At 61.4% G+C, this 26,430-nt stretch carries 21 protein-coding genes, 1 tRNA gene and 3 riboswitches; of the genes, 14 read left to right on the top strand and 8 right to left on the bottom strand.

What is annotated here, in order from left to right:
- Window positions 1–115 precede the first annotated feature (115 nt).
- Window positions 116–712: a DNA-3-methyladenine glycosylase I gene (locus OH764_RS16685; protein ID WP_498847501.1), complete on the top strand. Its 597-nt coding sequence runs from the start codon at window positions 116–118 to the stop codon at window positions 710–712.
- Window positions 713–1,077: 365 nt separating this feature from the next.
- Window positions 1,078–1,503 carry a hypothetical protein gene (locus OH764_RS16690; protein ID WP_498847502.1) on the top strand — a complete coding sequence of 142 codons (426 nt, stop codon included), beginning with the start codon at window positions 1,078–1,080 and terminating at the stop codon, window positions 1,501–1,503.
- A gap of 155 nt (window positions 1,504–1,658) precedes the next feature.
- Here the strand turns inward: OH764_RS16690 and rpsU are convergent, their stop codons facing one another.
- Both rpsU and OH764_RS16700 read right to left on the bottom strand, forming a co-directional pair.
- A complete protein-coding gene (gene rpsU, locus OH764_RS16695; RefSeq protein ID WP_006050883.1) occupies window positions 1,659–1,871 on the bottom strand; it encodes a 30S ribosomal protein S21 in 213 nt (70 codons plus the stop codon).
- Window positions 1,872–2,229: 358 nt separating this feature from the next.
- Entirely contained in the window at window positions 2,230–3,171 is a 942-nt protein-coding gene (locus OH764_RS16700) for an aldo/keto reductase (protein WP_498847503.1), read from the bottom strand.
- A gap of 267 nt (window positions 3,172–3,438) precedes the next feature.
- Between OH764_RS16700 and OH764_RS16705 the strand changes: the two genes are divergently transcribed.
- The 5 genes from OH764_RS16705 (at window position 3,439) to OH764_RS16725 (ending at window position 10,511) form a co-directional block, all read left to right on the top strand.
- Window positions 3,439–4,611, top strand: a complete 1,173-nt coding sequence (locus OH764_RS16705; RefSeq protein WP_027776943.1) for a flagellin — start codon at window positions 3,439–3,441, stop codon at window positions 4,609–4,611.
- Between the two features lie 136 nt (window positions 4,612–4,747).
- Window positions 4,748–6,274, top strand: coding sequence for a flagellar filament capping protein FliD (gene fliD / locus OH764_RS16710; protein WP_498847504.1), 1,527 nt, complete (start codon window positions 4,748–4,750; stop codon window positions 6,272–6,274).
- 18 nt (window positions 6,275–6,292) lie between these two features.
- Window positions 6,293–6,592, top strand: coding sequence for a flagellar protein FliT (gene fliT / locus OH764_RS16715; protein ID WP_498847505.1), 300 nt, complete (start codon window positions 6,293–6,295; stop codon window positions 6,590–6,592).
- A 355-nt stretch (window positions 6,593–6,947) separates the two neighbouring features.
- A complete protein-coding gene (locus OH764_RS16720; RefSeq protein WP_498847506.1) occupies window positions 6,948–9,323 on the top strand; it encodes a tetratricopeptide repeat protein in 2,376 nt (791 codons plus the stop codon).
- Between the two features lie 42 nt (window positions 9,324–9,365).
- Window positions 9,366–10,511 (top strand): DegT/DnrJ/EryC1/StrS family aminotransferase, encoded by a 1,146-nt coding sequence (locus tag OH764_RS16725; RefSeq protein WP_498847507.1) that lies wholly within the window; start codon window positions 9,366–9,368, stop codon window positions 10,509–10,511.
- Between the two features lie 96 nt (window positions 10,512–10,607).
- Here the strand turns inward: OH764_RS16725 and OH764_RS16730 are convergent, their stop codons facing one another.
- The 4 genes from OH764_RS16730 to OH764_RS16745 all read right to left on the bottom strand — a co-directional run bounded on the left by OH764_RS16730 (window position 10,608) and on the right by OH764_RS16745 (window position 13,865).
- On the bottom strand, window positions 10,608–11,345 hold the full coding sequence (locus OH764_RS16730) for an LbetaH domain-containing protein (protein ID WP_498847508.1): 738 nt from the start codon (window positions 11,343–11,345) through the stop codon (window positions 10,608–10,610).
- A gap of 145 nt (window positions 11,346–11,490) precedes the next feature.
- Window positions 11,491–12,153 (bottom strand): acetyltransferase, encoded by a 663-nt coding sequence (locus tag OH764_RS16735; RefSeq protein ID WP_498847509.1) that lies wholly within the window; start codon window positions 12,151–12,153, stop codon window positions 11,491–11,493.
- A 224-nt stretch (window positions 12,154–12,377) separates the two neighbouring features.
- Window positions 12,378–13,388: a sodium:calcium antiporter gene (locus tag OH764_RS16740; protein WP_498847510.1), complete on the bottom strand. Its 1,011-nt coding sequence runs from the start codon at window positions 13,386–13,388 to the stop codon at window positions 12,378–12,380.
- An 89-nt stretch (window positions 13,389–13,477) separates the two neighbouring features.
- Window positions 13,478–13,658: riboswitch (yybP-ykoY riboswitch) on the bottom strand.
- 131 nt (window positions 13,659–13,789) lie between these two features.
- Window positions 13,790–13,865 (bottom strand) — tRNA-Arg (locus OH764_RS16745).
- 293 nt (window positions 13,866–14,158) lie between these two features.
- Between OH764_RS16745 and OH764_RS16750 the strand changes: the two genes are divergently transcribed.
- Window positions 14,159–15,085: a c-type cytochrome gene (locus tag OH764_RS16750; RefSeq protein WP_498847511.1), complete on the top strand. Its 927-nt coding sequence runs from the start codon at window positions 14,159–14,161 to the stop codon at window positions 15,083–15,085.
- 130 nt (window positions 15,086–15,215) lie between these two features.
- On the opposite strand, the gene OH764_RS16755 is transcribed toward OH764_RS16750, so the two are convergent.
- Window positions 15,216–15,785, bottom strand: coding sequence for a hypothetical protein (locus OH764_RS16755; protein ID WP_498847512.1), 570 nt, complete (start codon window positions 15,783–15,785; stop codon window positions 15,216–15,218).
- Between the two features lie 161 nt (window positions 15,786–15,946).
- Window positions 15,947–18,055, bottom strand: coding sequence for a UvrD-helicase domain-containing protein (locus tag OH764_RS16760; protein WP_498847513.1), 2,109 nt, complete (start codon window positions 18,053–18,055; stop codon window positions 15,947–15,949).
- Window positions 18,056–18,460: 405 nt separating this feature from the next.
- Here OH764_RS16760 and OH764_RS16765 point away from each other — a divergent pair, with 405 nt between their 5' ends.
- The 6 genes from OH764_RS16765 (at window position 18,461) to OH764_RS16790 (ending at window position 26,429) form a co-directional block, all read left to right on the top strand.
- Complete coding sequence (locus OH764_RS16765) at window positions 18,461–19,510, top strand: oxidoreductase (RefSeq protein ID WP_498847514.1); 1,050 nt, start codon at window positions 18,461–18,463, stop codon at window positions 19,508–19,510.
- Window positions 19,511–19,692: 182 nt separating this feature from the next.
- A complete protein-coding gene (locus OH764_RS16770) occupies window positions 19,693–20,043 on the top strand; it encodes a hypothetical protein (RefSeq protein WP_498847515.1) in 351 nt (116 codons plus the stop codon).
- A 90-nt stretch (window positions 20,044–20,133) separates the two neighbouring features.
- Window positions 20,134–20,233: riboswitch (glycine riboswitch) on the top strand.
- A 42-nt stretch (window positions 20,234–20,275) separates the two neighbouring features.
- Window positions 20,276–20,428, top strand: a riboswitch (glycine riboswitch).
- A gap of 80 nt (window positions 20,429–20,508) precedes the next feature.
- Entirely contained in the window at window positions 20,509–21,627 is a 1,119-nt protein-coding gene (gene gcvT, locus OH764_RS16775; RefSeq protein ID WP_498847516.1) for a glycine cleavage system aminomethyltransferase GcvT, read from the top strand.
- A gap of 77 nt (window positions 21,628–21,704) precedes the next feature.
- A complete protein-coding gene (gene gcvH / locus OH764_RS16780; RefSeq protein ID WP_498847517.1) occupies window positions 21,705–22,085 on the top strand; it encodes a glycine cleavage system protein H in 381 nt (126 codons plus the stop codon).
- A 160-nt stretch (window positions 22,086–22,245) separates the two neighbouring features.
- Window positions 22,246–25,182 (top strand): aminomethyl-transferring glycine dehydrogenase, encoded by a 2,937-nt coding sequence (gcvP, locus tag OH764_RS16785; RefSeq protein ID WP_498847518.1) that lies wholly within the window; start codon window positions 22,246–22,248, stop codon window positions 25,180–25,182.
- 116 nt (window positions 25,183–25,298) lie between these two features.
- A complete protein-coding gene (locus OH764_RS16790; RefSeq protein ID WP_498847519.1) occupies window positions 25,299–26,429 on the top strand; it encodes an alginate lyase family protein in 1,131 nt (376 codons plus the stop codon).
- Window position 26,430 lies beyond the last annotated feature (1 nt).

Below are 26,430 nucleotides of genomic sequence, written 5' to 3' on the forward strand. Positions count from 1 at the left end.
GAAATGTGCATAGCGTGGCAGGTCTGTTTCAATCCGGCAATTGGCCGAACGGCTAGCTTGCGACGCCCAGGCGTTCCGCTATGCTGGCGAGCGACATGACTACCGGGAGCGCCACATGACACAACGATGCAATTGGGTATCGAGCGAAGCGCTCGCACAGTATCACGACACCGAATGGGGCGTGCCGTCGCGCGAGGATCAGCATCTCTTCGAAATGCTCGTGCTGGAAGGCGCGCAAGCCGGACTATCGTGGTCGACGATTCTCAACAAGCGAGCGGGCTACCGGCGCGCGTTTGCCGACTTCGATATCGACAAGGTCGCGCGCTTCACGCCGCAGTACGTCGACACGCTCGTGGCGGACGAAGGCATCGTGCGCCATCGCGGCAAAATCGAGTCCGCCATCACCAATGCGCGCGTCGTGCAGCAGATCCGGGCGGAACACGGATCGCTCGCCGACTTCATCTGGTCTTTCGTCGACAACACGCCGATTCAGAACGAGTGGGCGTCGTACAAGCACGCGCCGGCATCGACGGAGGTTTCCGATGCACTTAGCAAAGCGCTGAAGCGCTACGGCTGCAAGTTCGTCGGATCGACCATCTGTTATGCGTTCATGCAGGCAGTCGGCATGGTGAACGATCACGAGGTGACTTGCATGTGCCGCGCGCGCTGCGCCGCCCTCGGCAAGAAGGGACGGGCTCGCAAGGCCGGTTAGCCGCAGGGACTATACGGTGACGGTGCCGGGCGCGTGAGAGTCAGCGCTCGCCTGCCTACACGGTCCTTACGCATCGGTCGAAACCGCTATCCGGTAAAGCCCTGCTGCGCTTATCACGGATCCCGGTCGTTATACGGTTATGAGCGCCGCTGCGTTTGCCGCAGCCAGTCGCGATTGGAGCCTGCTTAAGGCTGCTCGTGCTGTGCTTGGGCGCCGCCTGAGGCACGCGGCAAAGTCGCGGGGCAAAGCCCGGAATTGAAGGCTTTTCGCCATGCTAGTCGGGGCTTGGCCAACGAACGCAGGCTGGATACTGATATCAGACGCTCATCAACGAGTAACCACCGCGCAGCATCGCGAGACCAACCATGAAAACCGTAACCTTCCTCACCCATCAGGACATTTTCGACCGGGCCGTGAGCCACCTTTTCGGCCAGAAGCGGGCAGCACTGCTGCCACGCGGAGGTGGCGCCTATCGTGGCTATTGTGGCGGCTGCCCTGTCGGCAACTTCATCAAGCTGCGCGACTATATGACGGCTATGGAAGGCGTGCCCGTGCGCTATATCGGCAAGACGCCCGCCGCGGCGCCCGCGTATATGGACGTCGGCGTGGCGGCACTGAGGAAGGCGCTGCTGCGATCGCGCATCAATGTGTACGATCAGGCCACCGTCGATCTGCTCAGTTGCCTGCAAAACGTGCACGACGTGTTTGGCACGTGGGAATGGGACGAGCGCCTGAACTCGATCGCGCGTCAATTCGGGCTCTCCGTGCACAAGTTGCAGAGCGCGGCGTAACCACGCGCGAGGCGTCATTGGGCGACGCCTAAGCACGGCGCCGTGCTTGACTGCTCCGACACGGTAAAGCCGCGTCAACCGCGGCCACAAAGCAAAACGGCGGTGTGGCTTCTTCCGAAGCTCACACCGCCGTTCTGACGAGCTGAGAAGCTTGCTTAGTGCAGCTTCTTCGGCAGCATCTGGCTGCGCAGGCGCTTGTGCAGGCGCTTCACAGCAGCAGCCTTCTTGCGCTTACGTGCCGTGGTCGGCTTTTCGTACGATTGGCGCTCACGCAGTTCTGCGATCAGGCCGTTCTTTTCGATTGCGCGACGAAAGCGGCGAATCGCCACTTCGAACGGCTCGTTTTCCTTCAGAAGAATCGTCGTCATGTAATTCCTAACTCAATCACTTGATATGGGTTGATTGCGTGGCGGAGACCGCTCACGCGCCGGCCCTCCGGTCGTTTCGATTCATGGCCAGTAACAGGCAAACGCGGGAAGAACCCGGCCAAACCACGAATGAAACGAGAGGCAAAGCGGCCACGGAGGCCGGAAAAGAGAGGTGCGGAGCTCACCGCGGAACGCGGACAGACGTACTGCAAAGCCGCGTCTGCTGCCGTTTCGCCAACCTTTCACCAACGGAAAACCGATGACGAAACAGGCAAAGATCTCAATTCACTCCCGATGATATCAGGAAACTCTCCATGCTACCAGGGGTTTAGGGATTACGCCAGGCCATCCGGGCGATTCATGCGCTCGCATCGTCCAGTTCGCGGATGTCGGTACTCGTGAGCGTCAGATGAACCGCGGCGACAAGGCTTTCCAGCTGCTGCAGCGACGTCGCGCTCGCAATCGGCGCCGTCACGCTCGGGCGCGCGATCAACCATGCCAGCGCGACGCTGGCCGGCGTGCTACCGTGCCGCGCCGCAACACGGTCGAGCGCCGCAAGAATCTGCAAACCACGTGGGTTCAGATACTTTTCGACGCGGCTACCTCGCGCCTTATTGGCGAGATCCTCCTGCGAACGGTACTTTCCCGAGAGGAATCCGCTCGCGAGGCTCCAATACACGACCACCCCCAACTGATGGGCCACCGCGACCGGCTCGATGTCGGTCTCATATTCGGCCCGGTCGTACAGATTGTATTCCGGTTGCAACACCTGATACTCGGGCAGCCCGTGCTGGCGGGACACGGCGAGCGCCTCCTCGACGCGCGCACCGCTGTAGTTTGATGCGCCAATCACTCGCACCTTGCCGGCTTCGATCAGCCGCTGGTACGCGCCGAGCGTCTCGGCAAGCGGCGTTTCGGTATCGTCTTCGTGGGAAAAGTACACGTCGATGTAATCGGTCTGCAAGCGGCGCAGCGAGTCTTCGACCGCCGCCTGAATGTTCGCCGCCGACAGTCCCTTACGCTGGGGATGCTTCGCCACTTTCGTCGCCAGCACGATCCTGTCGCGCTTGCCGCTCTGCCGGAACCACTTTCCGATGACGGTTTCCGACTCGCCGCCCTGATTGCCGGGCGCCCAGGCGGAATAGACGTCGGCCGTATCGATAAAGTCCAGGCCAGCGTCGACGAAGGCATCCAGAATCGAAAACGACGTCGCTTCATCGGCGGTCCAGCCGAATACATTGCCACCGAACATAAGCGGTGCCACTTGCAATTCCGAGCGTCCAATGCGGCGTCTTTGCATGATTTCTTCCAGCTTTATTCACAAGAGAAAAAGAGAATACGCCGCCTTTTCAAATCGTGCAGCGCACCCATGCGTCGCACCGCAAACCCTTGTCGGGCGGGGCGCGCAAGCCTCATCCGCGATAGCGATTGGAGCGCGGTAAAAGAAAGTCCCTCAAGTTTTTTTTAGGGGGGCCGTCAACCTTCACTGAGGCGGCCAGCAATGAACGAGTGCTTCCGCCGATGCCAACGTGGCGTATTGGGCTCAGGCTTATTTAGGAGATTTTCCATGCTCGGAATCAATAGCAATATCAACTCGCTGGTTGCACAGCAAAACCTCAACGGCTCGCAAAGCGCCCTGTCGCAAGCTATCACCCGCCTGTCGTCGGGCAAGCGCATCAACAGCGCGGCTGACGATGCAGCAGGTCTGGCGATCTCGACGCGTATGCAAACCCAGATCAACGGTCTGGGCCAAGGCGTGTCGAACGCGAACGACGGCGTTTCGCTGATTCAGACGGCGTCGAGCGCGCTGTCCTCGCTGACGTCCAGCCTGCAGCGTATCCGTACGCTGGCTGTGCAAGCTTCGACGGGCACGATGTCCTCGTCGGACCAGGCAGCACTGCAGAAAGAAGTTGCGCAGCAAATCCAGGAAGTGAACCGTATCGCGTCGCAAACGACGTACAACGGCACGAACATTCTGGACGGCTCGGCTGGTATCGTGGGCTTCCAGGTTGGCGCGAACGTCGGTCAGACGATCAACCTCGACCTGTCGAAGAGCATGTCGGCAGCTAGCCTGGGTAGCGGTTCCCTGGCAACCGGCCAACTGGCTGGCACGATCAGCGGTCTCGACATCGACAAGGCAACCGGCGCAGCAGCAACCACCACGCCGAGCGCAAACATCATCACGTCGATCAACGTGTTGTCGGATGGTCACGGTGGCTTCAGCTTCACCGATCAGAACGGCTCGGCGATCAGCTCGACGGTTGCTGGCACGATCTTCTCGGCAGGTGCCCAGACGAACGCCACGACGGGTGCGCCGGTCACGACGCTGACGATGAACACGGCTGCCTACGACCAGACGAACGCTGCTCTGGACTCGTCGGTCCTCGCCGCAACGGCGCAAATCGGTGCAGTCAACGCATCCAACACCACGGTTTCGAGCCTCAACATCAGCACCGTTAGCGGCGCGAACGTGGCAATGGTCGCAATTGACAACGCACTGACCGCTGTGAGCAACCTGCAGGCAAGTCTCGGTGCGGCTCAGAACCGCTTCACTGCGATTGCAACGTCGCAGCAAGCAGAAGCAACCGACCTGTCGTCGGCACAATCGCAGATCACCGACGCAAACTTCGCGCAGGAAACTGCTAACCTCTCGAAGGCTCAAGTGCTGCAACAAGCCGGTATCTCGGTTCTGGCGCAAGCCAACTCGCAGCCGCAGCAAGTTCTGAAGCTGCTCCAGTAATAGCTTCTGAAGTTTGACCGGGCTTCGCGCGTAAAGCGCGTTGTCCGGTTTTTAGCTATCCGATGGAAGGTTCGCCTTCCATCCTGCATTTCTGTCACGTCAATCACGCATCAAAACGGACGCACGGAGCATTTCCATGTCAACGATTACGAGTTCATCGGCGGCAAGCGCAGCCTCGGCGACAGTCGCAGCCGACAACGCAGCCCTGCAGCAGGCCATGCAGTCGGTCATCAGCGGCGCGACCGGCAACAGCTCGCTGGATGTCAACTCGCTCGTCACGGCGCTCGTGAATTCCAAAACTGCTGGCCAGGTTGCAGCATTGGCAGCCAAGCAAAGCAGCGACAACACCCAGATTTCCGCATTCGGCACGCTCTCGGCCGCGCTTGGCGCGCTGGAGACCGGCCTCAGCTCGCTGTCCAACGGCGGGCTTGCATCCACTTTCACCGCCACCATGACCGGTGGCAACGGCATCACCGCGACGGCCAAAACAGGCGCGGTCGCGGGCAGCTATAGCGTCGCCGTCTCGCAAATCGCAACGGCGCAGGCGCTGACGTCTTCCAAATTCACCGCGAGCCAGACACTTGGCTCCGGAACGCTCGCCATTTCACTTGGCAGCAAGTCGTTCAATGTATCGATCGACAGCAGCAATAACACCGTGGCCGGCATCGCCGCAGCGATCAACGGCGCGACCGACAATCCTGGCGTTACCGCGACGGTCGTCAACGGCACCGACGGCGCCCACCTCGTGCTAGCGTCTTCCGGGACCGGTGCCGCGAGTACGATCAGCGTCGCAGTCAACAACGTGACCGGCGATAACGGTCTGTCGAGCCTCGGCGTGACGTCCACTGCCAGCACGACGGGCGGCCAGTCGTCTATTGTGTCGGCGAACAGCTCGAACGCGTGGACGCAAAGCTCTGCCGCGCAGGACGCTGAATTCACCATCAACAGCGTGGCGGCATCCAGTTCGACGAACGCGGTGACCAGCGCGATCGCGGGTGTCACACTGAACCTGACTTCCGCAGCGGTTACGACTCCGGCGACCACGCAGACGCTGACCGTGGCAACCGACACCGCGACGCAGGCCAGCACGATCAACAACTTCGTGTCGCTCTACAACACCGTCGTGACGACGATGGGCACCCTCGCGCAGTACACGTCTGGCGCGACCACGCAAGGCCCGTTGCTCGGCGACTCTACGCTCAACACGATCAAGAACACGCTGGCTTCGATCATTGCAGGCGGTGTGAAAGACGGCAGCACGACCAACAGCCTCGGCTCGATCGGCATCTCGCTGCAGGCCGACGGCACGCTGCAGGTCGATAGCACGGCGCTCAACAACGCGTTGACGAACAACTCGACAACCGTAGCGTCGATTTTCAACTCGACCAACGGTATCGGCGCGAAGCTCAGCAGCAGCATCACGAACTTCACGCAGACGGGCGGCATGATTGACGCGCGAACCAGCGCGCTGAACTCCGACCTGAAAAGTCTCACGACGCAGCAGTCGAGCCTGAACGATTACATCGCGCAATTGACGAGCCAGTACTCGGCGCAGTTCACGGCGCTCAACACGCTGATGGCCACGACGAGCAACAACTCGGCTTACCTGACGCAGCTCTTCGGCGGCACGAACAGCGCCGGCGCGCTCGCGACCAACAAGTAACAGTACGGAGAACCGCGAATGGAGCAATCTGCCCTGATCGAGAAAGTGCTGGCACTGACCGGCGAAATCGAGCATGCGGCCGCGCTGGCCGACTGGCCCGAAGCCGCGCGACTTGCCGAGCTGCGGTCGCCGCTCATCATGTCGCTCGACGCTCAGCGGGTTCAGGGCTCGCTCGATGTGATCCGCTCGATCGTCGCGCGCAACGACGCGATCATCGCCGACGCACAAACCACGCAGGTCGAATTGCAGGCGGAATACACGGCTGCCATGCGCCGCGTGAGCGCCGCGAATCAGTATCAGAAGGCAGCACAGCTCTAAGCTTTACGAACGGCCCGCCGGTTGAGCGAACCGCGGAACGACAGAACAGAAGAACAACAACACGCGCGCCAGCATTAAGGTGTGCACGCTTCACCCTCGCCCGCCTTGCGCGGGCGTTTCTTTTTGTGCTTCTAGCAAAGCACATGGGGACGGCCTTCGCCCCTGGAAGCCGCGCGCGAAGGCGTCGCGCAACCCGTGTCGACACGTTGCCGAAAGGCCCGCGAGCGGCGTTCCATGGCTGCGCCGCCGGCGTCCGTAATCAGGTGAATTGGTGGCCATTTTGCCGTCACTTCCACCCTTCAGGCTGCGAATTCCGAATTGATAATCCAACGTACAGCTTCCTCGTGCGAGCATCATGTCCATCCAATTCGACTTCTCGGCTCCCCAGCCTCTCTCTCCTGAACAGCAACGCGCTCAGGACATCGCTCTCGTCATGCAGAGCGCCATCGAGCAATATCATGCGGGCGAGATCGACGACGCGCGGGCGCTTTTCGAAGCGATCGTCGAAGTGGTGCCGAATCATGCGGACGCGAATTACAACCTTGGTGTCGTTAAAGTCCAGACAGGCTATCCGGCTGAGGCTGTTCCGCACTTTGAGGTGGCGTTGGGCAGCAGTCCGGCCAACGGCCAGTACTGGGTCGCCTATATTAATGCCCTGTTCGAAAGCGATCAGGTGGCCGCAGGATGGACGGCGGTGGAGTTGGCACAGCAGCAAGGCGTTCATGGGCCCGCGTTGAACAGCTTGATTCATCAGTTGGCGCAACCGGAAGAGCGGCTGGCGGTCAAGATCCATGATCGCCGGAAAACCTCAGATGATGTGAACCTGATTGTCAGCGAAGCCGCGAACGAGCCGGCTAAAAATCCGGGCGCGGCGATTAACGTGGCTCAACATCGGCGCGCGTCGACCGTAGAAATCCAAAAGCATAATGCGCTTGTGCACAAAGGGAATTTTACGGAAGCGATCAAGCTGGCACGCAAGCTAACGGTTCGCTATCCGAATGACGTCCAGAGTTGGCGTGCACTGGCCATCTCGCTGCACAAAGCCAATCGATTCCAGGAAGTGATGGAAGCGTCGCGCAAAGGCGTTGAATTGGATCCGGGTGACGTGATCTGCCGATTACTGCTCGCCGACACATCGCGCCACCTCGGTGCGCTGCAAGAAGCTGAACGCCAGTCGCGAGAACTCATCGCCATTTCTCCCGATCACGCGGAGGCACATCGAATTCTCGGTGTTACGCTTGTCGCGCTCGGGCGGCGCGCGGAGGCGATTGCATCATGCACACGAGCCGCACAACTTGCGCCGCACTCCGCCGCTGTACACAGTTCGCTCGGGAACGTCTACTTGGGCATCGGCGCGATCGCTGAGGCCGAAACTGCGTTGCGCACGGCGCTCGCGATCGAGCCCTCAGATGCAAACGCGCGTACCAATTTGCTGTTCTGCCTGACCCACAGCAGTACGATTGACAAGGCTGCGCTGTTCGAGGAACACCGATTGTTCGGGGAAGTGCACGGCGTTCCCGGCATCGTTGCCAACCGACGCTACGCCAATCAGCGTGACCCTGAGCGCAAGTTGCGAATTGGCTTTGTTTCCGGCGACTTTTGCAATCACGCAGCGGCTTACTATCTTCTGCCTGTCGTCCAGCATTTGAGTCGTGATCGCGATCTATCGCTCCATTTTTACTACAACTTCGGGGTCAATGATCATTTCACTGAGAAACTTCGCTCTCATGCCGACTCGTGGCACGCCGTGGCGAATCTGAGCGATGCAGAGCTGGTCAAGAAGATTTCTAGTGATGGCATAGATATCGTCGTAGACCTTTCCGGGCATACGGCACATTCACGAATCATCGCGCTCGGGCACAAGCCCGCGCCCATCCAGGCCTCGTGGATCGGCTATCCCGCCACCACTGGGATGACTGCATTCGATTACTACATCTCCGATCGCTTCATCACGCCTCCGGCACATTTTGAAGACCAGTTCGTCGAGAAGCTGGCCCTGTTGCCCGCGATTGCTCCGTACATGCCACCGCCAAACTGTCCGCCGGTGAACGCGCTGCCTGCGCTGCACAAGGGCTACGTTACCTATGGAAGTTTCAACCGGCTCAACAAGCTGAGTCAGGAAGTTATCGCACTCTGGAGCGTCATTCTGCGCGCAGAGCCGTCGTCACGAATGGTGATCGGCGCGATTTCGAGCAAGCTGGATGAGCCGACGTATCTCGAATGGTTCGCCGCGGAAGGCATTACCGCCGACCGGCTCACGTTTTGTCCTCGCGGGTCGCTGCCTGTGTACATGCAGCAGCACCATCAGGTCGATCTTTGCCTCGACACCTTCCCGTACACAGGCTCGACTACCACGCTCAACGCCTTATGGATGGGAGTCCCGACAATCACGATGCCAGGCACATCGATGCCGAGCCGCGGAGGTGCTTGCTGGCTCGAGCACGTTGGACTCGAACAGTTCATTGTGCGGAACAAGGAAGAATTCATCCGCAAGAGCATCGAACTGACACGAGATCTCGATGCTCTCAATGAACTTCGCATCGGGATGCGCGAACGATGTGTGAACTCAGTTCCTTTCCAGCCAGAAAAAGTAGCAAGCGGCTTCTCGATCGCGGTACGCACCATGTGGAAGCGTTGGTGCGCAGGCGATACGCCGACGACCTTTGAGGCGACATTGCCAGCGGACTGGTCGCCCTCGCTCGCTGCACTTTCGACGGACGCCGTGATCTGATCGTCCGTGACGCACCGCCCTTAACTAGCGAAGAACCGAATCATGAACGCAAGCCTACCTGCAGAAGCAGTGTCCGCGTTGACAGAGGAAACCATCTTTGTCACGCAGCCTTATTTGTCGCCGCTGGACGACTTTATTCCCTATCTCCGCGAGATATGGGAGAGCAAGGTACTGACTAATGGCGGCCCATTTCACCAACGGCTCGAGGCGGCGCTCGAAGAGTACCTCGGTGTTGACCATCTCGCGCTTTTCTCGAATGGCACGTTAGGTCTGGTTACTGCATTGCAGGCGCTGCGCATTACCGGTGAGGTGATCACGACCCCCTATTCGTTCGTGGCAACAGCGCACTCGCTGCTTTGGAATGGAATCAAGCCGGTTTTCGTCGACGTAGATCCGCACACGCTCAATATGGATCCGCGGAAGATCGAGGCAGCCATCACGCCCCAGACCACGGCGATCCTGCCCGTGCATTGCTACGGCTATCCTTGCGACACCGACGCCATTCAGAAGATCGCCGACAATTACAACCTGAAGGTTATCTACGACGCGGCTCACGCATTCGGCGTGCGCCGCGAAGGCAAGAGCATTCTTCGCCACGGCGACCTCTCCGTCTTAAGCTTTCACGCAACGAAAGTCTTCAATACGTTCGAGGGTGGCGCAATTATTTGTCCAGATGCAAAGACCAAACAGCGGGTCAATCACCTGAAAAACTTCGGTTTCGTCGACGAAACGACCGTCGTCGCGCCTGGCATTAACGGCAAGATGAGCGAAGTGAATGCCGCGTTCGGGCTTCTGCAGCTGAAGAATATCGACGAAGCCCTTGCCCGCCGGCGTGAAATCGCCTCGCAGTATTGCGCACTGCTTTCCGATGTGCCTGGAATCCGTTGCCTGCCAGCTTGCGACAACCCCATTGCGAATCGCGCGTACTTTCCAATTCTCGTGGAAGACGACTTCCCGTGTAGTCGCGACGCGTTGTTTGAGAATTTCCGTAGCCACAACATCATCGTGCGCCGCTATTTCTACCCGCTGATTTCGGATTTCCCGATGTATCGCGGCCTTGTGAGCGCCAGTCCTGCCAACCTCCCGGTCGCAGCCGATGCCGCGAGGAAAGTGCTGTGCCTGCCGATTTACCCGGGGCTTTCGTCCGGAAACATAGAACGGATCGTCGACATCATCAAAGCCTATTAAAAATAGCGCGTTCACTCCCAAATCACGTACTAAAAAGCACTTAATGCATGGTTGCATTAAGTGCTTTTTTTCATTGAGGGCGAAAACCGCTAGTGGTCAGGACACCTTCGCGACAACCTTGTTCGCATTAGCCAGTTCAGCAGTTTTGTCCCGCTGGAGCTCCCCGAGTACTTCCAGCGCACGCCCCTCATCTGCCGTGAGATCGACGAGGAAAGCGTCGTTGTTCCTCTTGATCCACTGAAGCGGCATGTCCCACCACGCCAGATCCAGCAAGCGCTCCCGCACCCTCTCTGAAAAACGGAAACGCACGAGCCGCGCCGGCGAGCCGACATAAATGCCGTACGGTTCGCTTCGGAAGTTCGGTGGTATCAGGGTGCGCGCGCCAATGACACACCCACTTTCGACGACGCTGCCACCGAGAAACAATGCCTCATCTCCGATCCATACGTCGTTGTGGATAACAGTGTCTGCGTATTGCGGCATGACAGCGTTGGTGAGGCCTTCACCGTAGATGCTAAACATGGTTGTCGATATGGTCTTCATTTCATGCTGCGCATTAAGAATGAATTTGAGACCCATACCACCAGCGACGTTCTTTCCAATGACCAGTTTTTGCGCATTGCCGTCGTACCTCGCTACCGAACCCACACCCAATATTGTGCAACGGCCAATATGGAACGTTCCCTGCGTGGCCTCTTCGTCCAGCCAATTCCTGAAGAAGTTGTTAGGGATGGTTGAGTAAGCTCCGTCCCGGTAGCCGATGACGATGAAATGCTTCGAGAGCGGATGGGTCGGCACAACGCCGACGCTGTCGTCCGACGTAACAACGTTCATATTTATCCATTTACATTCAGGTTATTGCGGGGTGAGCGAATCGTTTCACTCACTGGTAGATTCCTGTCGCGCGCCCTAAAGCCGTTGGCTGGTTCGGAGTAACGACGCGAGCAAGTCGTGGATATAATGAATCGATCGCCTGCATTCACAGGTAGCGCGCCCCGGGAACCCTGTCGCTGACCTTTTTGGCAGGGCAGCCGTAGGCGACCGTATATGCTTCGATGTCCTTCAGAACGGTGGCACCCGCGCCAATTACACTGTGTTCGCCGATCGTAATGCCGTGGCGAAGTACGGCGCCGATGCCGATCGCGGAGAACGCGCTGATTCGGCAATTGCCACCGGTTATGGCCCCGGGTGCAAGGCTCGAATACTCGTCCATGACGGAATCATGATCCAGTGACGAGTTCGTGTTCAAGATGCAGAACGAGGCCACCCGACAGTCAGGATTAACTATCGCTCCCGCCATCAATACGGTACCCGCCCCGACAGTGGTGCTGCGAGCGATCGTCGCCCGCGGATGAACGGCATTCACAAACGGTAGTTGGGGGCAATACTCGCTGACCTTCGCCGCGACTTTCGAACGGACCAGATTGTCGCCGATAGCAACAATTACCCCTCTCAAATCATATTCGGCAGTCAGACGTGGGAGATCAGCTTCAGAGCCGAGCACCTGATAGTTCAGCGTCTTCTCACCTACGTTGCGGTACCCGTCGATTAGCCCGGCAATTCTGTACTTCGCTTCCTGTTCAACGATGTCGATGACGACTTTCGCATGGCCCCGCGATCCGACTATGACAATGTTGCTCATACCGCACTCCTTGGACTTGCCCAACTGGTTCTGTGCCTCTTCACGCGTCCACGGCATGCGCGAATAGAGCGCGGCGCGGCGGCGCAGCCGTTGGCAGCGCCCCACGAAATCCGCGTCTTAACATTCTGGGAAATTATGCCGTCACTCTCCACTGGGTGATCCCGAGAGTTAGCCGGGGAAAAGCGTCTAAATCGACGCACTCCGACGACGGCGCGCCGCGACGCCTAGCGGCTCAGCGTAATGGCCAGATAAGCCACATAAAGCGCACCGCACACGAGCAGCGCCCACACCGGCGCGCCGCGCTCCCGCGCGTTGACGCGCAGCCACGCCGCCGCGGCTAGCGTGATGACGATGCCCGTGACAACCTCGATTCGCGGCGTCCACGGCGTCAGAAGAATGCCGATCGCCGGTAGCAACGTGCCCTGAAACACCATTGCACCGGTGATGTTGCCGAACGCCAGCGTGTCCTTGCCGCGGCGAATCCACAGAATGCTGTTCACCTTCTCCGGCAGTTCGGTGGCGATCGGGATGATCAGCAGGGAGAGCAGCAGCGGCGAAACACCGAACGCTTCGGACACGCCCCGAACACCGTGGATGAAACCTTCGGCACCCCACACCAGCAAGGCGACGGCGAGCGCGAGCTGGATGGCGATCGTCGCCAGGTTCGTCGACACGCCGAGGCGCGCGAGCAGCATCTTGCCCGGCGCCTCCGTGCCGTGGCCGGCATCCACGAGACTGTTTGACGCGCGGAAAGTCGCCACCACATAGGCGACGTAGACGCCCATGAGCGCAATGCTGAACAGCGCGCGGACGATTTTTTGCTCGTGCGGCACATACATGGCCGCGGCCGCCAGCAGGAACGCGAAAAGAAAATAGTTGAGGTCGCGCGTGAAGCCCGAGCGTTCAGGTGCGACCCGTCCTCCGATGCCGCGTGAACGCAGGACCGCGAGCGTCATGAGGAAGGTGGACAGCGTGGAAAGCATCAGCGGCGCGCCGAGGATGGCGCCGACACCGATTTCCTCATTGACGGCATGATCAGCCGTGCCGCCGATGATCGCGATCAGCGGCACCAACGTCTCTGGCAACGCAGTACCCACCGCGGCAAACAGCGAGCCGGTGACGCCTTCCGAGATTTTGAGGCGCTCGCCGAGATGTTCGAGCGCGTTGGTGAAAAGCTCAGCCGCCACCAGAATGACGACCAGCATGACGGCCAGTTCGATGATAAGACCGGTCATGCACGGCTCCCGTCGACGGGAAACGCGCGGCGCGGCGCATGGTGCAGGAGGAAATTGGGTAGGGGACAACGTGATTTCACAGCGGCTCCGCGGTCGGACGTTAGACGAACCAATGACGCACCGCCACCCGTCCGACCAGAACGAAGCAGTGCGCCAATGGTCTCGCCAAACCGACCCGGTCGAACGCGCCATGACCTGTCAGGTCAAGTATGTTGACGCGCTCCCCTTCATGCGATGCGTGAAGGAAGGCTACTCCCCAGTGACCGGAGGATTCTAGCGGGAGTGAGCGCGGCGGACAAGCCTGGGGATGAGGCGCCGAATGGCGCTACATTGAGGGCGTGGGAAATAAAAAAGGGCTTAGGCGTTGTTTGCCTAAACCCTTGATTCCGAGCCAATGTTATTGGCGCGCCCGGCTGGGATCGAACCAGCAACCCCTGCCTTCGGAGGGCAGTACTCTATCCATTGAGCTACGGGCGCTTTGACACAAGAAACGCGAAAGCGCGGCAAACTGAGCGGATGCGGCGCCAAAGCAAGACCGAAAGGATACCCGGTTTCCGCCATACCGTCCACCGGACGGCCTCCGGGCCCTTCCCCCGTGGTTTTGCGCACCTTTGCAGGACTTCGCGCGATGCGGGTAAACGCCTGCTGAACAGCACGCTGCGGCCCTCGCCGCCGCCGAAAGCTTGCGTCTATAATCGTCCGTGGCCGATCAAGAACAAGAAGTTGCCGTCGCGCTGTACCGCTCACATACCCACGGAGACGAGACAAGCATGAGCGAAGCACCACACGGAGCCCCGATCAAAACCCCAGGACAGCTCATCGCCGCGGTCATCGCCGGGTTTGCTGTGCCGATCATCATCATCGTTCTGCTGGCCTATTACGTCGACAACTCGACGCGCACCGGCGCCGGCACCGACAGTCTCTCCCAAGCCGAGGTCACTGCCCGCATCAAGCCGATCGCTCAGGTCGACATTCGCGACGCCAACGCGCCACGCGTCTACAAGACTGGCGAAGAAGTCTACAAGGCGGTCTGCTCGGCCTGTCACGCGTCCGGCGCGGCAGGCGCACCGAAGTTCACCAATACTGCCGATTGGGCACCACGCATCTCGCAAGGCTTCGACACGCTGCTGCACACGGCGCTCGCCGGTAAAGGCGCCATGCCTCCGCGCGGCGGCACGAGCCCGGACGACTACAGCGACTTCGAAATCGCTCGCGCGGTGACCTACATGGCGAATAACTCGGGCGGAAGCTTCGCTGAACCGGCGCAGCCGGCATCGGGCGCGGCGGCCGCGTCCGGCGCCGCTGCCGCTTCTGTCGCGGCCGGCGCTTCTGGTGCAACGGCTGCCGGCGGCGCTTCCGATGCTGGCGCGGCACAAGCCGCCGCCGCAGTGGCGGCAATGGCGAGCGTCCCGCAAGCCGCGGCGCCCGCATCCGGCGCCACGCAAAGCGCAGATGCATCGCAAGCGGGCAAGGCCTTGTACCAGCAGGTGTGCCAGGCATGTCACGCTGCCGGCGTGCTCAACGCACCCAAGTTCGGTGACAAGGAAGCTTGGGCGCCGCGCCTGAAAGAGCCGATGGACACCGTCTACAACTATGCGCTGCACGGCAAGGGCGCGATGCCGCCCAAAGGCGGCTCGAACGCCTCGGACGCCGACGTAAAGGCCGCCGTCGACTACATGGTCAGTGCCGCGAAGTAACACCAAGTAGCGCGCATTGGCCGCGCGCGAAGACAATTGCGCGCCGCTTATCCGACAACCCAATCCCTGCACCGCAACCACCCGGGCAGGGATTTTTTATGCTCGACAGATTCTGCGCGCGAGTGCCGCCTTATTGCTCGCCGACGGGACGAGCGAAGGCGTCGACAAACGAGAGCGCCGGCGTACTGCGCGCAAGCTCGGTGAAACGCGCGTGCAATTCCGCCGGCGGAAGCCACGGATAACTCAAGCCTTCCTGCAACGCGTCGAGCAACGCGCCATCCGTATCCGGCACGACGTCCATGCGTGCGATGTGGATATGAAAGCGGCTGACGGCTGGCGTTTCATCGAAAGTCCAGCGATAGACGCCGTGGCCCACGCGCAACGCGCCGGCGGCGGGTTCACGCATCAGCACGAGCCACGGCAGCGCATCGATCGCACCGTCGCGCACGTTCAGCGAGTCGCACACGTAATACGTGCGGCATCGCGTGTACGTCGCACCGAAATCGGTGACGAGCGTCTTCGTGATCGCGTCCAAGCCGACCGTGCGCGCGGGGAAGGTGATTGTCGACGTTGCAAGAGAAATGGTGAGCTCGGCGTCGGGAGCAAACGCATCCGGCATGCGTTGCGCGCGCGTGTTGTCTTTCGCGTCGATGTAGGCTTCGAGGGCGCGGGTGTATGGCGCGAGCGTCGGCGAGGTCATGCGGCGGTCTCCAGTTGGCGGGCTCGAAGGTGCGCGAAGGCACGCGAAGATACATGACCGTGCGACCGACCAGCCGCGCCACTGTAGCGCGCCTTTCCACGAAAACCGGTGAAGCACCTGAGGTCAGCGGGGTCTTGCCACGCACCCGCCAACCGCGGTGTTCAAGGCTTCTGCAGCAGCGCCTTGAGACTCGCGAGCCGGTCTTTGGGCGACATCGGCGCCTCTTCGGGCGTCGGCGGCGGCGCGTCGTCGAGCAGCATCTCGGGGATGAATCGCGACGGCTCGCAAACCACCGTCTCCCGTGCGCGCTTGCGCTTTTTGCACCAGTTCAGATGCAGACTGCGTTGCGCGCGCGTGATCGCGACATACATCAGACGGCGCTCTTCCTCGATGCGCGCGTCGTCGATCGGCTCGTCGTCCGCGCCGCCTCTATGCGGCATGATTCCTTCTTCGACGCCCACGAGAAACACGTGCGAATATTCAAGCCCCTTCGACGCGTGCACGGTCGAGAGCCGCACCGCGTCCGGATCTTCCTCGCGGCCTTCGAGCATCGACATCAGCGCGACCGTCTGGATGAGGCCGAGCAGGTTCTTGCCCGTGTCGCCAAAGCCGTCCGCCGTGTCGTAGCCGGTTGCCTGCTGGTTGCCCGAACCAGCGGATTCATCCGAGCCTTGGGGCTCCGCCTTCGTGCCCTTGCGCTTTAACCATTCGATGAACTCCAGAACGTTTTGCCACTTGGATTGCGCCTGACGTTCGTCGAATGCGTCGTACAGATACGCTTCGTAGTGGATCGCGTCCATCAACTCGTCGAGCAGCGTGCCCGCCGCGTCCTTTTCGGCTCGGTCGGTGAGGCGCTGCATGAAGTCGCAGAACACGCGCATTGGCTCGATCTGACGCGGCGACAAGCGTGCTTCAATGCCGCCCATATACACCGCCTCGAACAGCGACACCTTCGCTTGACCCGCGAACGAGCCGAGTGCTTCGAGCGTCGTGTTACCGACACCGCGACGCGGCGTGGTGATCGCGCGGATGAATGCGGGGTCGTCGTTAGCGTTCGCAATCAGCCGCAAGTACGCGCAAATGTCCTTGATTTCAGCTTTATCGAAGAATGACTGGCCGCCTGACAGCACATACGGAATCCGCTCGCGGCGCAGCACCTGTTCGAAGATGCGCGCCTGGAAGTTGCCGCGATAGAGAATTGCGTAGTCGCGAAAATTCGCACGTCGCTCGAACTTGTGCGCGGACAGACGAAACACTACGGACTCGGCTTCGTGCTCTTCGTCGTTGCACGGGGTGACGGTGATCGAATCCCCCATGCCGTGCTCGGACCACAGCTTCTTTTCGAAGAGCTTTGGGTTGTTCGCGATCACGTTGTTGGCGGCCGTGAGAATGCGCACCGTCGAACGATAGTTCTGCTCGAGCTTGATCACATGCAGCTTCGGGAAATCCTTGCCGAGCTGCGCGAGGTTCTCGAGCGTCGCTCCGCGCCAGCCGTAAATCGCCTGATCGTCGTCGCCCACCGCCGTGAATGCCGCGCGCGGGCCGGCCAGTTGCTTGAGCAATTCATACTGGCAGGCATTGGTGTCCTGATATTCGTCGATCAGCAGATAACGCAGCTTGTTTTGCCAGCGGTCGCGCACCTGCTCATTGCTCGCGAAGAGTTCGGCGGGCAGGCGGATCAAATCGTCGAAATCGACCGCCTGGTACGCGTGCAGCGTCGCCACATAGTTGCGATAGACGATCGCCGCCTGGTGCTCGTCCTCATTCGCGGCGATCGCGATCGCCTGCTCGGGCATGATGAGTCCGTTCTTCCACAGCGAAATGATCGACTGGATCTTGCGGATAAAGCCCTTGTCCGTCGAGCCGACCTGCTCCTGGATCATGCCGAAGCAGTCGTCGGAATCCATGATCGAGAATTGCGGCTTGAGGCCGACGTGTTCCGCTTCCTGCCGCAGAATCTGCACGCCGAGCGAGTGAAACGTGCACACCGTCAACTGATTGACGGGCACTTTGCGGCCTTCCTTGCCGGGCGTGGTCAGCGTCTTGCCTTCGAGCAGTTTTCCCACGCGCTCGCGCATTTCCGCCGCTGCCTTATTCGTGAACGTGACCGCCGCGATGTGGCGCGGCTCGAAGCCCTTTGCCTCGATCAGATGCGCGATTTTCTGCGTAATCACACGCGTCTTGCCGCTCCCTGCGCCGGCGAGTACGAGACACGGCCCGTCAAGGTAACGGACCGCTTCATTTTGAGCGGGATTCAGGCCTGCGGACATCGTCTGTGGATGGGGTAGTGCGGGTTGAAAAGCGGCTGTTCAGACGGAGCACTCGAACGCGCCGTTTGATAGCGGCGCTTGAGGCGCCGCAGCGCAGTATTGCCGGTCGCGAAGCCGGCGCATGCCGCGCGGCGCGCGCTCGGGAATGCATGCCACGCGTTGCGAGGCTCGCCCGGCGCGCCTCGGTTGGCGCGAGAGGAGCGATGTTAACACGGATGAAATCGGCGGATAGATTCGCTCGACGAATCCCGCGGATGAACCGGCGCCCACCGCGCCGCGAGAAAAGGCGGAGCTTCGGCGCCTGGCCTGCCGGCGCAATCCCGGTCCCGGCCATGCCACAATGACGGCGTTGCGCGCCGCCGCCGCGGTGGCAAAGCGGCGCGCCGTTTTTGCAGGAAGACACGCATGTCCGCATCGCTGAAAATTGGATTGATGGGTTACGGATTCGCAGGCGCGACGTTTCATGCACCGGTGATCGAGCACTGTGGCCGCGCCAGCGTCGCCGCCATCGCGACCGGTAGACCCGAGGCCGCGCTCGCCGACTATCCGCACGCGAAGGTGGTGGCCGATCTCGACGCGTTGCTCGCGCTCCCGGAGATCGACTGCGTGGTTATTGCCACGCCGAACGACACGCACTTCGATCTCGCGCGACGTACGCTCGAAGCAGGCAAGCATGTGGTGGTCGACAAGCCAGTCACGCTCAGCGCTGCCGACGCTCGCACGCTCGCCAACATTGCACTCGCGCGGGGCAAACTGTTCGTGCCGTTTCACAACCGTCGCTGGGACGGCGATTTCATGACCGTCCGCGATCTGCTCGCGAGCGGCGAGTTAGGACGCATCACGCACTATGAATCGCATTTCGACCGGTTCCGGCCTGAAGTGCGTCAGCGTTGGCGCGAGGAAGCGTCGCGCGGCGGCGGGCTGCTGTTCGATCTCGGACCGCACCTGATTGACCAGGCGCTGGCGTTGTTCGGCGCGCCGCAGACCGTGTCCGCGACCGTGCGCACCCATCGCGATGACGCGAGCGCGTCTGACTACGTGCATATCCAGTTGGGCTACGGCGAATTCGAAGTCGTGTTGCACGCAAGCGCGCTGACGGCGATCGTTGCGCCGAGGTTCGCCATTCACGGCACGCGCGGCAGTTACGTAAAGTACGGACTCGACACGCAGGAAGACCAGTTGAAAGCCGGCTTGCGTCCGGGCGACGAGGGCTTTGCGGCCGGCAATGCCGCAGGCACGTTGCGCGTGCTGAAGGGCGACCGCGAAGTGGAGCGCGAATTACCGACGCGCAATGGCGATTATGCGGGCTTCTATATCGCGCTCGCCGAGGCGGTCCAGCACGGCGTGAAGTTTCCCGTGAGCCCGCAAGATGCCGTCGACGTGATGACCATCATCGAACTCGCGGCGCGCAGTTCCGACGAGGGCGTCCGCCTGCCGTTCCAGCGGGTTCGTTGAACCGCGTTACAGGTTATTGAGGCGTTGCCGGCGCGGCGCGAAGTGCCGCGCCGGCAAAACTGACAAACCGGAAAGCAATATAACGTTACAAAAGAGCGGGCCGTCCGGGTCAGCGCTCGTCTGCCGTGATCCGTTGCTACGCCTGTAGCACCGCAAAACCACAACGACTTCACGGAGAGTTCATGTCACGTCCCATCCGCGCCCTCGCCGCATGCGCATTACTGAGTTCGCTCGCCGCCTGTGTGGTAGCACCGCAGACCGAGCCGGCGCCGCGCCCAAGCCCGCAACAGATCGCCGACAAACGCCTGCATCAGGTCGACGGCCGCATCGACAATCTGAGCCGCCGTATCGACAATCGCGTCAATCAAGGCTATTACCCGCCGCCACAAGGCGATGCGTTGCATCATCGGCTGGATGTGATCCGGCGCGAGGCGCATGAAATGGCCGGCCAACATGGCGGCGGCTTGTCCGCCGACGAACAGCGCGTGCTGAACCAGGAACTGGACGGCGCGGCGCATGCTATCGGCGAATAAGGGCCAACCAGGACGAATCAGGGCGAACGAGGACGAATAACCGCGAATAAACCGCCATTTGACAAGCCTCCGGCCCTCGCGTACATTCGCCGCACGCGTCGGGAGAGCGCGCGGGCCGCTGATTTTCGCAGGCCGCGCCGCCGAAGGGGCACACCCGCAAACTCTCAGGCAAAAGGACCGAACGCGTCGAAAGACCGGCCGCCAGGTAACACACGCAACATCAAGGCGCCGTTTTTCGCACTCTGGAGAGCGGCAGTAGCCGTCTGCATCGCAATGTCGTGCAGATCCGGCAAGCTGCCCACCGAAGGGGCGCGCGTTCCGCCGTGACGAATCAACGTCGCCGCGGCAGCGCAATCTCTCAGGTATCGAGGACAGAGGGGCCATGCAGAACCACGCTCGCAGCCAGCAGGCCGCGAGGCGCGGCTCTGCATGGCCTTTTTTGTTTCGCGAGACGCCCGAGGCCCCATGACCGAACTCAAACACACTCCGCTCAACGCCACCCATCGCGCGCTCAACGCTCGCATGGTCGATTTCGGCGGCTGGGACATGCCCGTCAACTACGGCTCGCAGATCGACGAACACCGCGCCGTGCGTACCGACGCCGGCATGTTCGACGTCTCGCACATGTGCGTCATCGACTTCACCGGGGAACGCGTGCGCGGCTTCTTCGAGCATGCGCTCGCCAACAACGTCGCGAAGCTGCAAACGTCTGGGCGCGCGCTGTACTCGTGCCTGCTAAACGCGGACGGCGGCGTCATCGACGACCTGATCGTCTATTACTTCGGCGAAGATCATTTCCGCGTGGTGGTCAACGCGGGCACTGCCGACAAAGACATCGCGTGGTTCAAGCAGTTGAACGAAGGAGGCTTTGGTCTGACCATCACGCCGCGCCGCGATCTCGCGATCGTCGCCGTGCAAGGTCCGAACGCGCGTGAGAAGGTTTGGCAAACCGTACCGGCCATCCGCTCTGCCACCGAAACACTCAAGCCCTTTAACGCCGCGCGCGTCGAAGCGACGCCGTTCGGCGAATTGACCGTTGCACGCACCGGGTATACCGGCGAAGACGGCTTCGAGATCATCGTCCCGGCCGATCACGTCGTCGCGTTGTGGAATGCGCTGCAAGCACAAGGCGTGCGCCCGGCAGGTCTCGGCGCGCGCGACACGCTCCGTCTCGAAGCCGGCATGAACCTGTACGGCCAGGATATGGACGACAACATCTCGCCGCTCGACGCCGGCCTCGCGTGGACCGTCGACCTGACCTCCGCGCGCGACTTCGTCGGCAGGAGCCGGCTGGAAGCGGACGGCTCGCGCGCGGCGTTCGTCGGTCTGATCCTGCTGAAGGAGAACGGCAAGGCCGCAGGCGTGCTGCGCGCGCATCAGAAGGTCGTCACGCCGCACGGCGAAGGCGAAATCACCAGCGGCACCTTCTCCCCGACCATGCAGGAATCCATCGCCTTCGCGCGGGTGCCGAAAGGCGTGCAACCTGGCGACACGGTTCATGTTCAGATTCGTGACAAATCCGTGCCCGCAAGCGTGGTAAAACTGCCGTTCGTGCGCAACGGCAAAGTACTCGCAGTGAGTTGAACCATTGTTAGCAGCCGGCGCGTGCGTCTTTTTCCAGCTTTTAGTCCATATCGAATCACACCGCATAGGAGCATCCGATGAGCATCCCGGCCGATCTGAAATACACCGAATCGCACGAGTGGGTCCGCACCGAGGCGGACGGCACGCTGACGGTCGGCATCACCGACCACGCGCAGGAAGCGCTTGGCGACATCGTCTTCTTCGAAGTGCAGGAATTGGGCAAGACCGTCACGGCAGGCGATACCGTCGCCGTGATCGAATCGGTGAAAGCCGCTTCGGATATCTACGCGCCGGTTTCCGGCGAAATCATCGAAGCGAACACCACCGTTGCTGACACGCCCGATTCGGTCAACAGCGCCCCGTATGAAAGCTGGCTCTTCAAGATCAAGCCGGCCTCGGACGCAGCACAGGATCGTTTGATCGACGCGGACGCGTACTCGAAGTCGATCGGCGCCTGATTCACTTTTATATAACCCGACAGGTGCGGCGCGTCCCTCGTGAAACACACGGGACCGCGCCCTGAAGAAAATCCCTTTGGGATTGCTCCTTCAGGAGACCTTGCGCACAGCGCGAGGTTTCGAACGGTCCAGCACGGACAGCCGCACCGCCAGGAACACCATGAAGCTCGAACACCCGGATCGTCTGATGAACCGCACTCCTCTCTCGCTCGCCGCGCTCGAAGTGCATGACGCCTTCGCTGAACGGCATATCGGCCCGGATGCGGCCGACCAGGAAGCGATGCTCGAAGCCTTGGGCTTCACGTCGCGCGCCGCGCTGATCGACGCCGTCATTCCAAAGACGATCCGCCGCACCGAACCGCTGCCGCTCGGCCCCTTCGCACAGCCTAAGAGCGAAGCGGAAGCGCTCGCCGCGCTGCGCGAACTCGCGGACAAGAACCAGGTGTTCCGCTCGTACATCGGGCAGGGTTACTACAACGCCCACACGCCGACGGTGATCCTGCGTAACGTGCTCGAGAATCCGGCGTGGTACACGGCGTACACGCCGTATCAGCCGGAAATCTCGCAAGGCCGCCTCGAAGCGCTGCTGAACTTCCAGCAAATGATCGTCGACCTGACAGGTCTCGCGATCTCGAATGCGTCGCTGCTCGACGAAGCCACCGCCGCCGCTGAAGCAATGACGTTGCTGCAACGCGTTGGCAAGCCGAAGTCGAACGTATTCTTCGTCGCTGACGACGTGCTGCCGCAAACCATTGAAGTGGTGAAAACGCGCGCCACGCCGGTCGGCATCGAAGTGAAAGTGGGCCCCGCAGCGGAAGCCGCGAACGCAAATGCATTCGGCGTGCTGTTGCAATATCCGGGCGTGAACGGCGACGTGCGGGACTATCGCACGCTCACCGAGGCGATCCATACAGCGGGCGGCCACGTGGTGGTCGCCGCCGACTTGCTCGCGCTGACCGTGCTTACGCCGCCGGGCGAGTGGGGCGCGGACGTGGCCGTCGGCAACACGCAGCGCTTCGGCGTGCCGGTCGGCTTCGGCGGCCCGCATGCGGCCTACCTCGCCGTGCGCGACGAATTCAAGCGCCAGATGCCGGGCCGTCTCGTCGGTGTGACCGTCGACGCGCAAGGCAATCCCGCGCTGCGTCTCGCGCTGCAAACGCGCGAACAGCACATTCGCCGCGAGAAAGCGACGTCGAACGTATGTACGGCGCAAGCGCTGCTCGCGATCATGGCCAGCATGTATGCGGTGTACCACGGCCCGCGCGGTCTCAAGACAATCGCGTTGCGCGTGAACCGCATCGCCTCGTTGCTCGCGGAAGGCGCGAAGCAGCTTGGCTACGCGCTCGTCAACGAAACGTTCTTCGATACGCTTACGTTCGACACCGGCGCGCGCACGCAAGCGTTGCACGACGCGGCCAAAGCGAAGCGTATCAATCTGCGCCGCGTGAGCGACACGCAAGTCGGTGTGTCGATCGACGAAACGACATCGCGCCGCGATCTCGGCGATCTGTTGGCTGTGTTCGCCCAAGCCGCAGGTGCGAAAGACGCGCCGCAAGTCGACACGCTGGACGCCGCGATCACGGCGTCCAGCACGGCCTCGGTGCCGGCCGCGCTCGAACGCACGAGCGCCTATCTCACGCATCACGTGTTCAACCGCCATCATTCGGAAACGGAAATGCTGCGCTATCTGCGCAGCCTGTCGGATAAGGATCTCGCGCTCGACCGGTCGATGATCCCGCTCGGTTCGTGCACGATGAAGCTGAACGCGACGTCGGAAATGCTACCGGTCACGTGGCCCGAGTTCGGCCAGATTCATCCGTTCGCACCGGCTGAGCAAACCGTCGGCTACCGCGAAATGATCGACCAGCTCGAAGAAATGCTGGTCGCCGCAACCGGCTACGCAGCGGTTTCACTGCAGCCGAACGCGGGCTCGCAAGGTGAATACGCCGGCCTGTTGATCATCCACGCATATCACGCGTCGCGCGGCGAAGCGCATCGCAACGTCTGCCTGATTCCCGCTTCGGCGCACGGCACGAACCCGGCGTCGGCGCAAATGGCCGGCATGCAGGTCGTGGTCGTCGCGTGCGACGCGCAAGGCAACGTCGACGTCGAAGATCTGAAGAAGAAGGCCGACCAGCACGCCGACAAACTCGCGGCGATCATGATCACGTATCCGTCCACGCATGGCGTGTTCGAACAGAACGTCCGCGAAATTTGCGAGATCGTGCATGCGCGCGGCGGTCAGGTCTATGTGGACGGCGCGAACATGAACGCGATGGTCGGCTTGACCGCGCCGGGCCAGTTCGGCGGCGACGTCTCGCACCTGAATCTGCACAAGACGTTTTGCATTCCGCACGGCGGCGGCGGACCGGGCGTCGGTCCGGTTGCGGTCGGCGCGCATCTCGCGCCGTTCCTGCCGAACCAGATTTCGTCGGGCTACGAACGCGCGCCCAACGGTATTGGCGCAGTGTCGGGCGCACCGTACGGCTCGGCGTCGATCCTGCCGATCTCGTGGATGTACATCGCGATGATGGGCGCGAAAAACCTCACCGCCGCGACCGAGACCGCGATCCTCAATGCGAACTATGTCGCGAAGAAACTCGCGCCGCACTATCCGGTGCTGTACTCGGGCCCGGGCGGACTCGTCGCGCATGAGTGCATTCTGGATCTGCGTCCGATCAAGGAAACGAGCGGCATCACTGTGGACGACGTTGCGAAGCGACTCGCCGACTATGGTTTCCATGCGCCCACCATGAGCTTTCCGGTGCCGGGCACGCTGATGGTCGAGCCGACCGAATCGGAATCGAAGGAAGAACTCGACCGGTTCATCGAAGCGATGATCGCGATCCGTGACGAAATTCGCGCTGTGGAAGAAGGCCGCTCGGACCGGGAAGACAATCCGCTGAAGCACGCCCCGCACACGGCCGCAGTCGTCATCGCGGACGAGTGGAAGCATGCGTACGCGCGCGAAACCGCCGCCTATCCGCTGCCCACGCTGATCGCGAAGAAGTACTGGCCGCCGGTCGGCCGCGCGGACAACGTCTATGGCGATCGCAACCTGTTCTGCTCGTGCGTGCCGGTTGCGGATTACGAGTAACACCCGGCCGTCACCGCGCGCCGCCCGCAGCCTGTAGCGTGCGGTGCGCGGTTCTGTCGCTGGAGGCCGCAAACGGCTAACATCACACACCGAATCAGCCCAACGAGGAGTTTCGCATGGTGCGAAAGGTGCGATTGATGCAAAGCCCGGCCGGGGCAACGCGAGTCCCAACGTGGCGGTACGCATGCGCATGCCTGCTTGCCGGCGCAGCCGTGTTGCTGCCGCTTCGCCATGCGCAGGCGGCGATGAATTTTTGCGCAGCGCCCGCCTGGCAAACCAGCGAGCGCACGAATGCCGATCCCGGCGTCAAGGCATTGGTGAGCAACGTGCTCGCGCATCTGAACGACAAGCCTCACGCGCAAGCCAAACTGCACACGGAAGGCACGCTGCCGCATGAGGGCGTCTACGACCAGAGCGTCGAAGCCGAGAAGGATCTCGACCTGTTGCGGGACGCGGCGCTCGCATGGCGCGCCACCAGCGACGACCGGTATCTGAAGCTGGTCGACCGTTTGCTGTACGCGTGGGTCACGACTTATCAGCCGAGCTTCAATCCAATCGACGAAACGCACTTCGAAGGGCTGATCCTCGCGTACGATATGACCGCGAGTGCGCTGCCTGTGAAAACGCGTAACGCGTCGATGGCGTTTCTGACGAAGCTCGCGAACGGCTACATCGCCGATATCGACGACCAGCCGCGTCCTTTGAAAGGCACTTACCGGAACAACTGGCAAAGTCACCGGATCAAACTGATAGCCATGGCGGCCTTCACGCTCGACAACCGCAAAATGATCAATGCGGCGCAGCGTCTTTTTGCCGAGCATATTGGCGACAACATCGAGCCGGACGGCTCCACGATCGATTTCAGCGAACGTGACGCGCTGCACTATGTCACTTACGATCTGCAGCCGCTCGTTACCGCCGCGCTCGCCGCCCGCCGCCACAACCGCAACTGGCTGCCGGAGAAGGGTGCGAACGGTGCGTCGCTGCAAGCGGCACTGAACTGGCTCTCGCCGTATGCGGACGGCAGCAAGACGCATGAGGAATTCGTGCATTCGAGCGTCGCATTCGATGCAAAACGCCGCGAAGCCGGCTTGCCCGGCTACTCGGGTCAGTGGGATCCGAAGAACGCGACGGAACTGTTTCATCTGGCGGCGCGTCTCGACGGACGCTATACGCCGATCGCGCTGCGGCTCGCGCCGACGCCACCCGCGTGGCTCGCCGTGTGTTTGCCGATGCCGGCGCGCTAAA

This window comes from Burkholderia sp. M6-3 (assembly GCF_050858985.1).
GTDB lineage: Bacteria > Pseudomonadota > Gammaproteobacteria > Burkholderiales > Burkholderiaceae > Paraburkholderia > Paraburkholderia caledonica.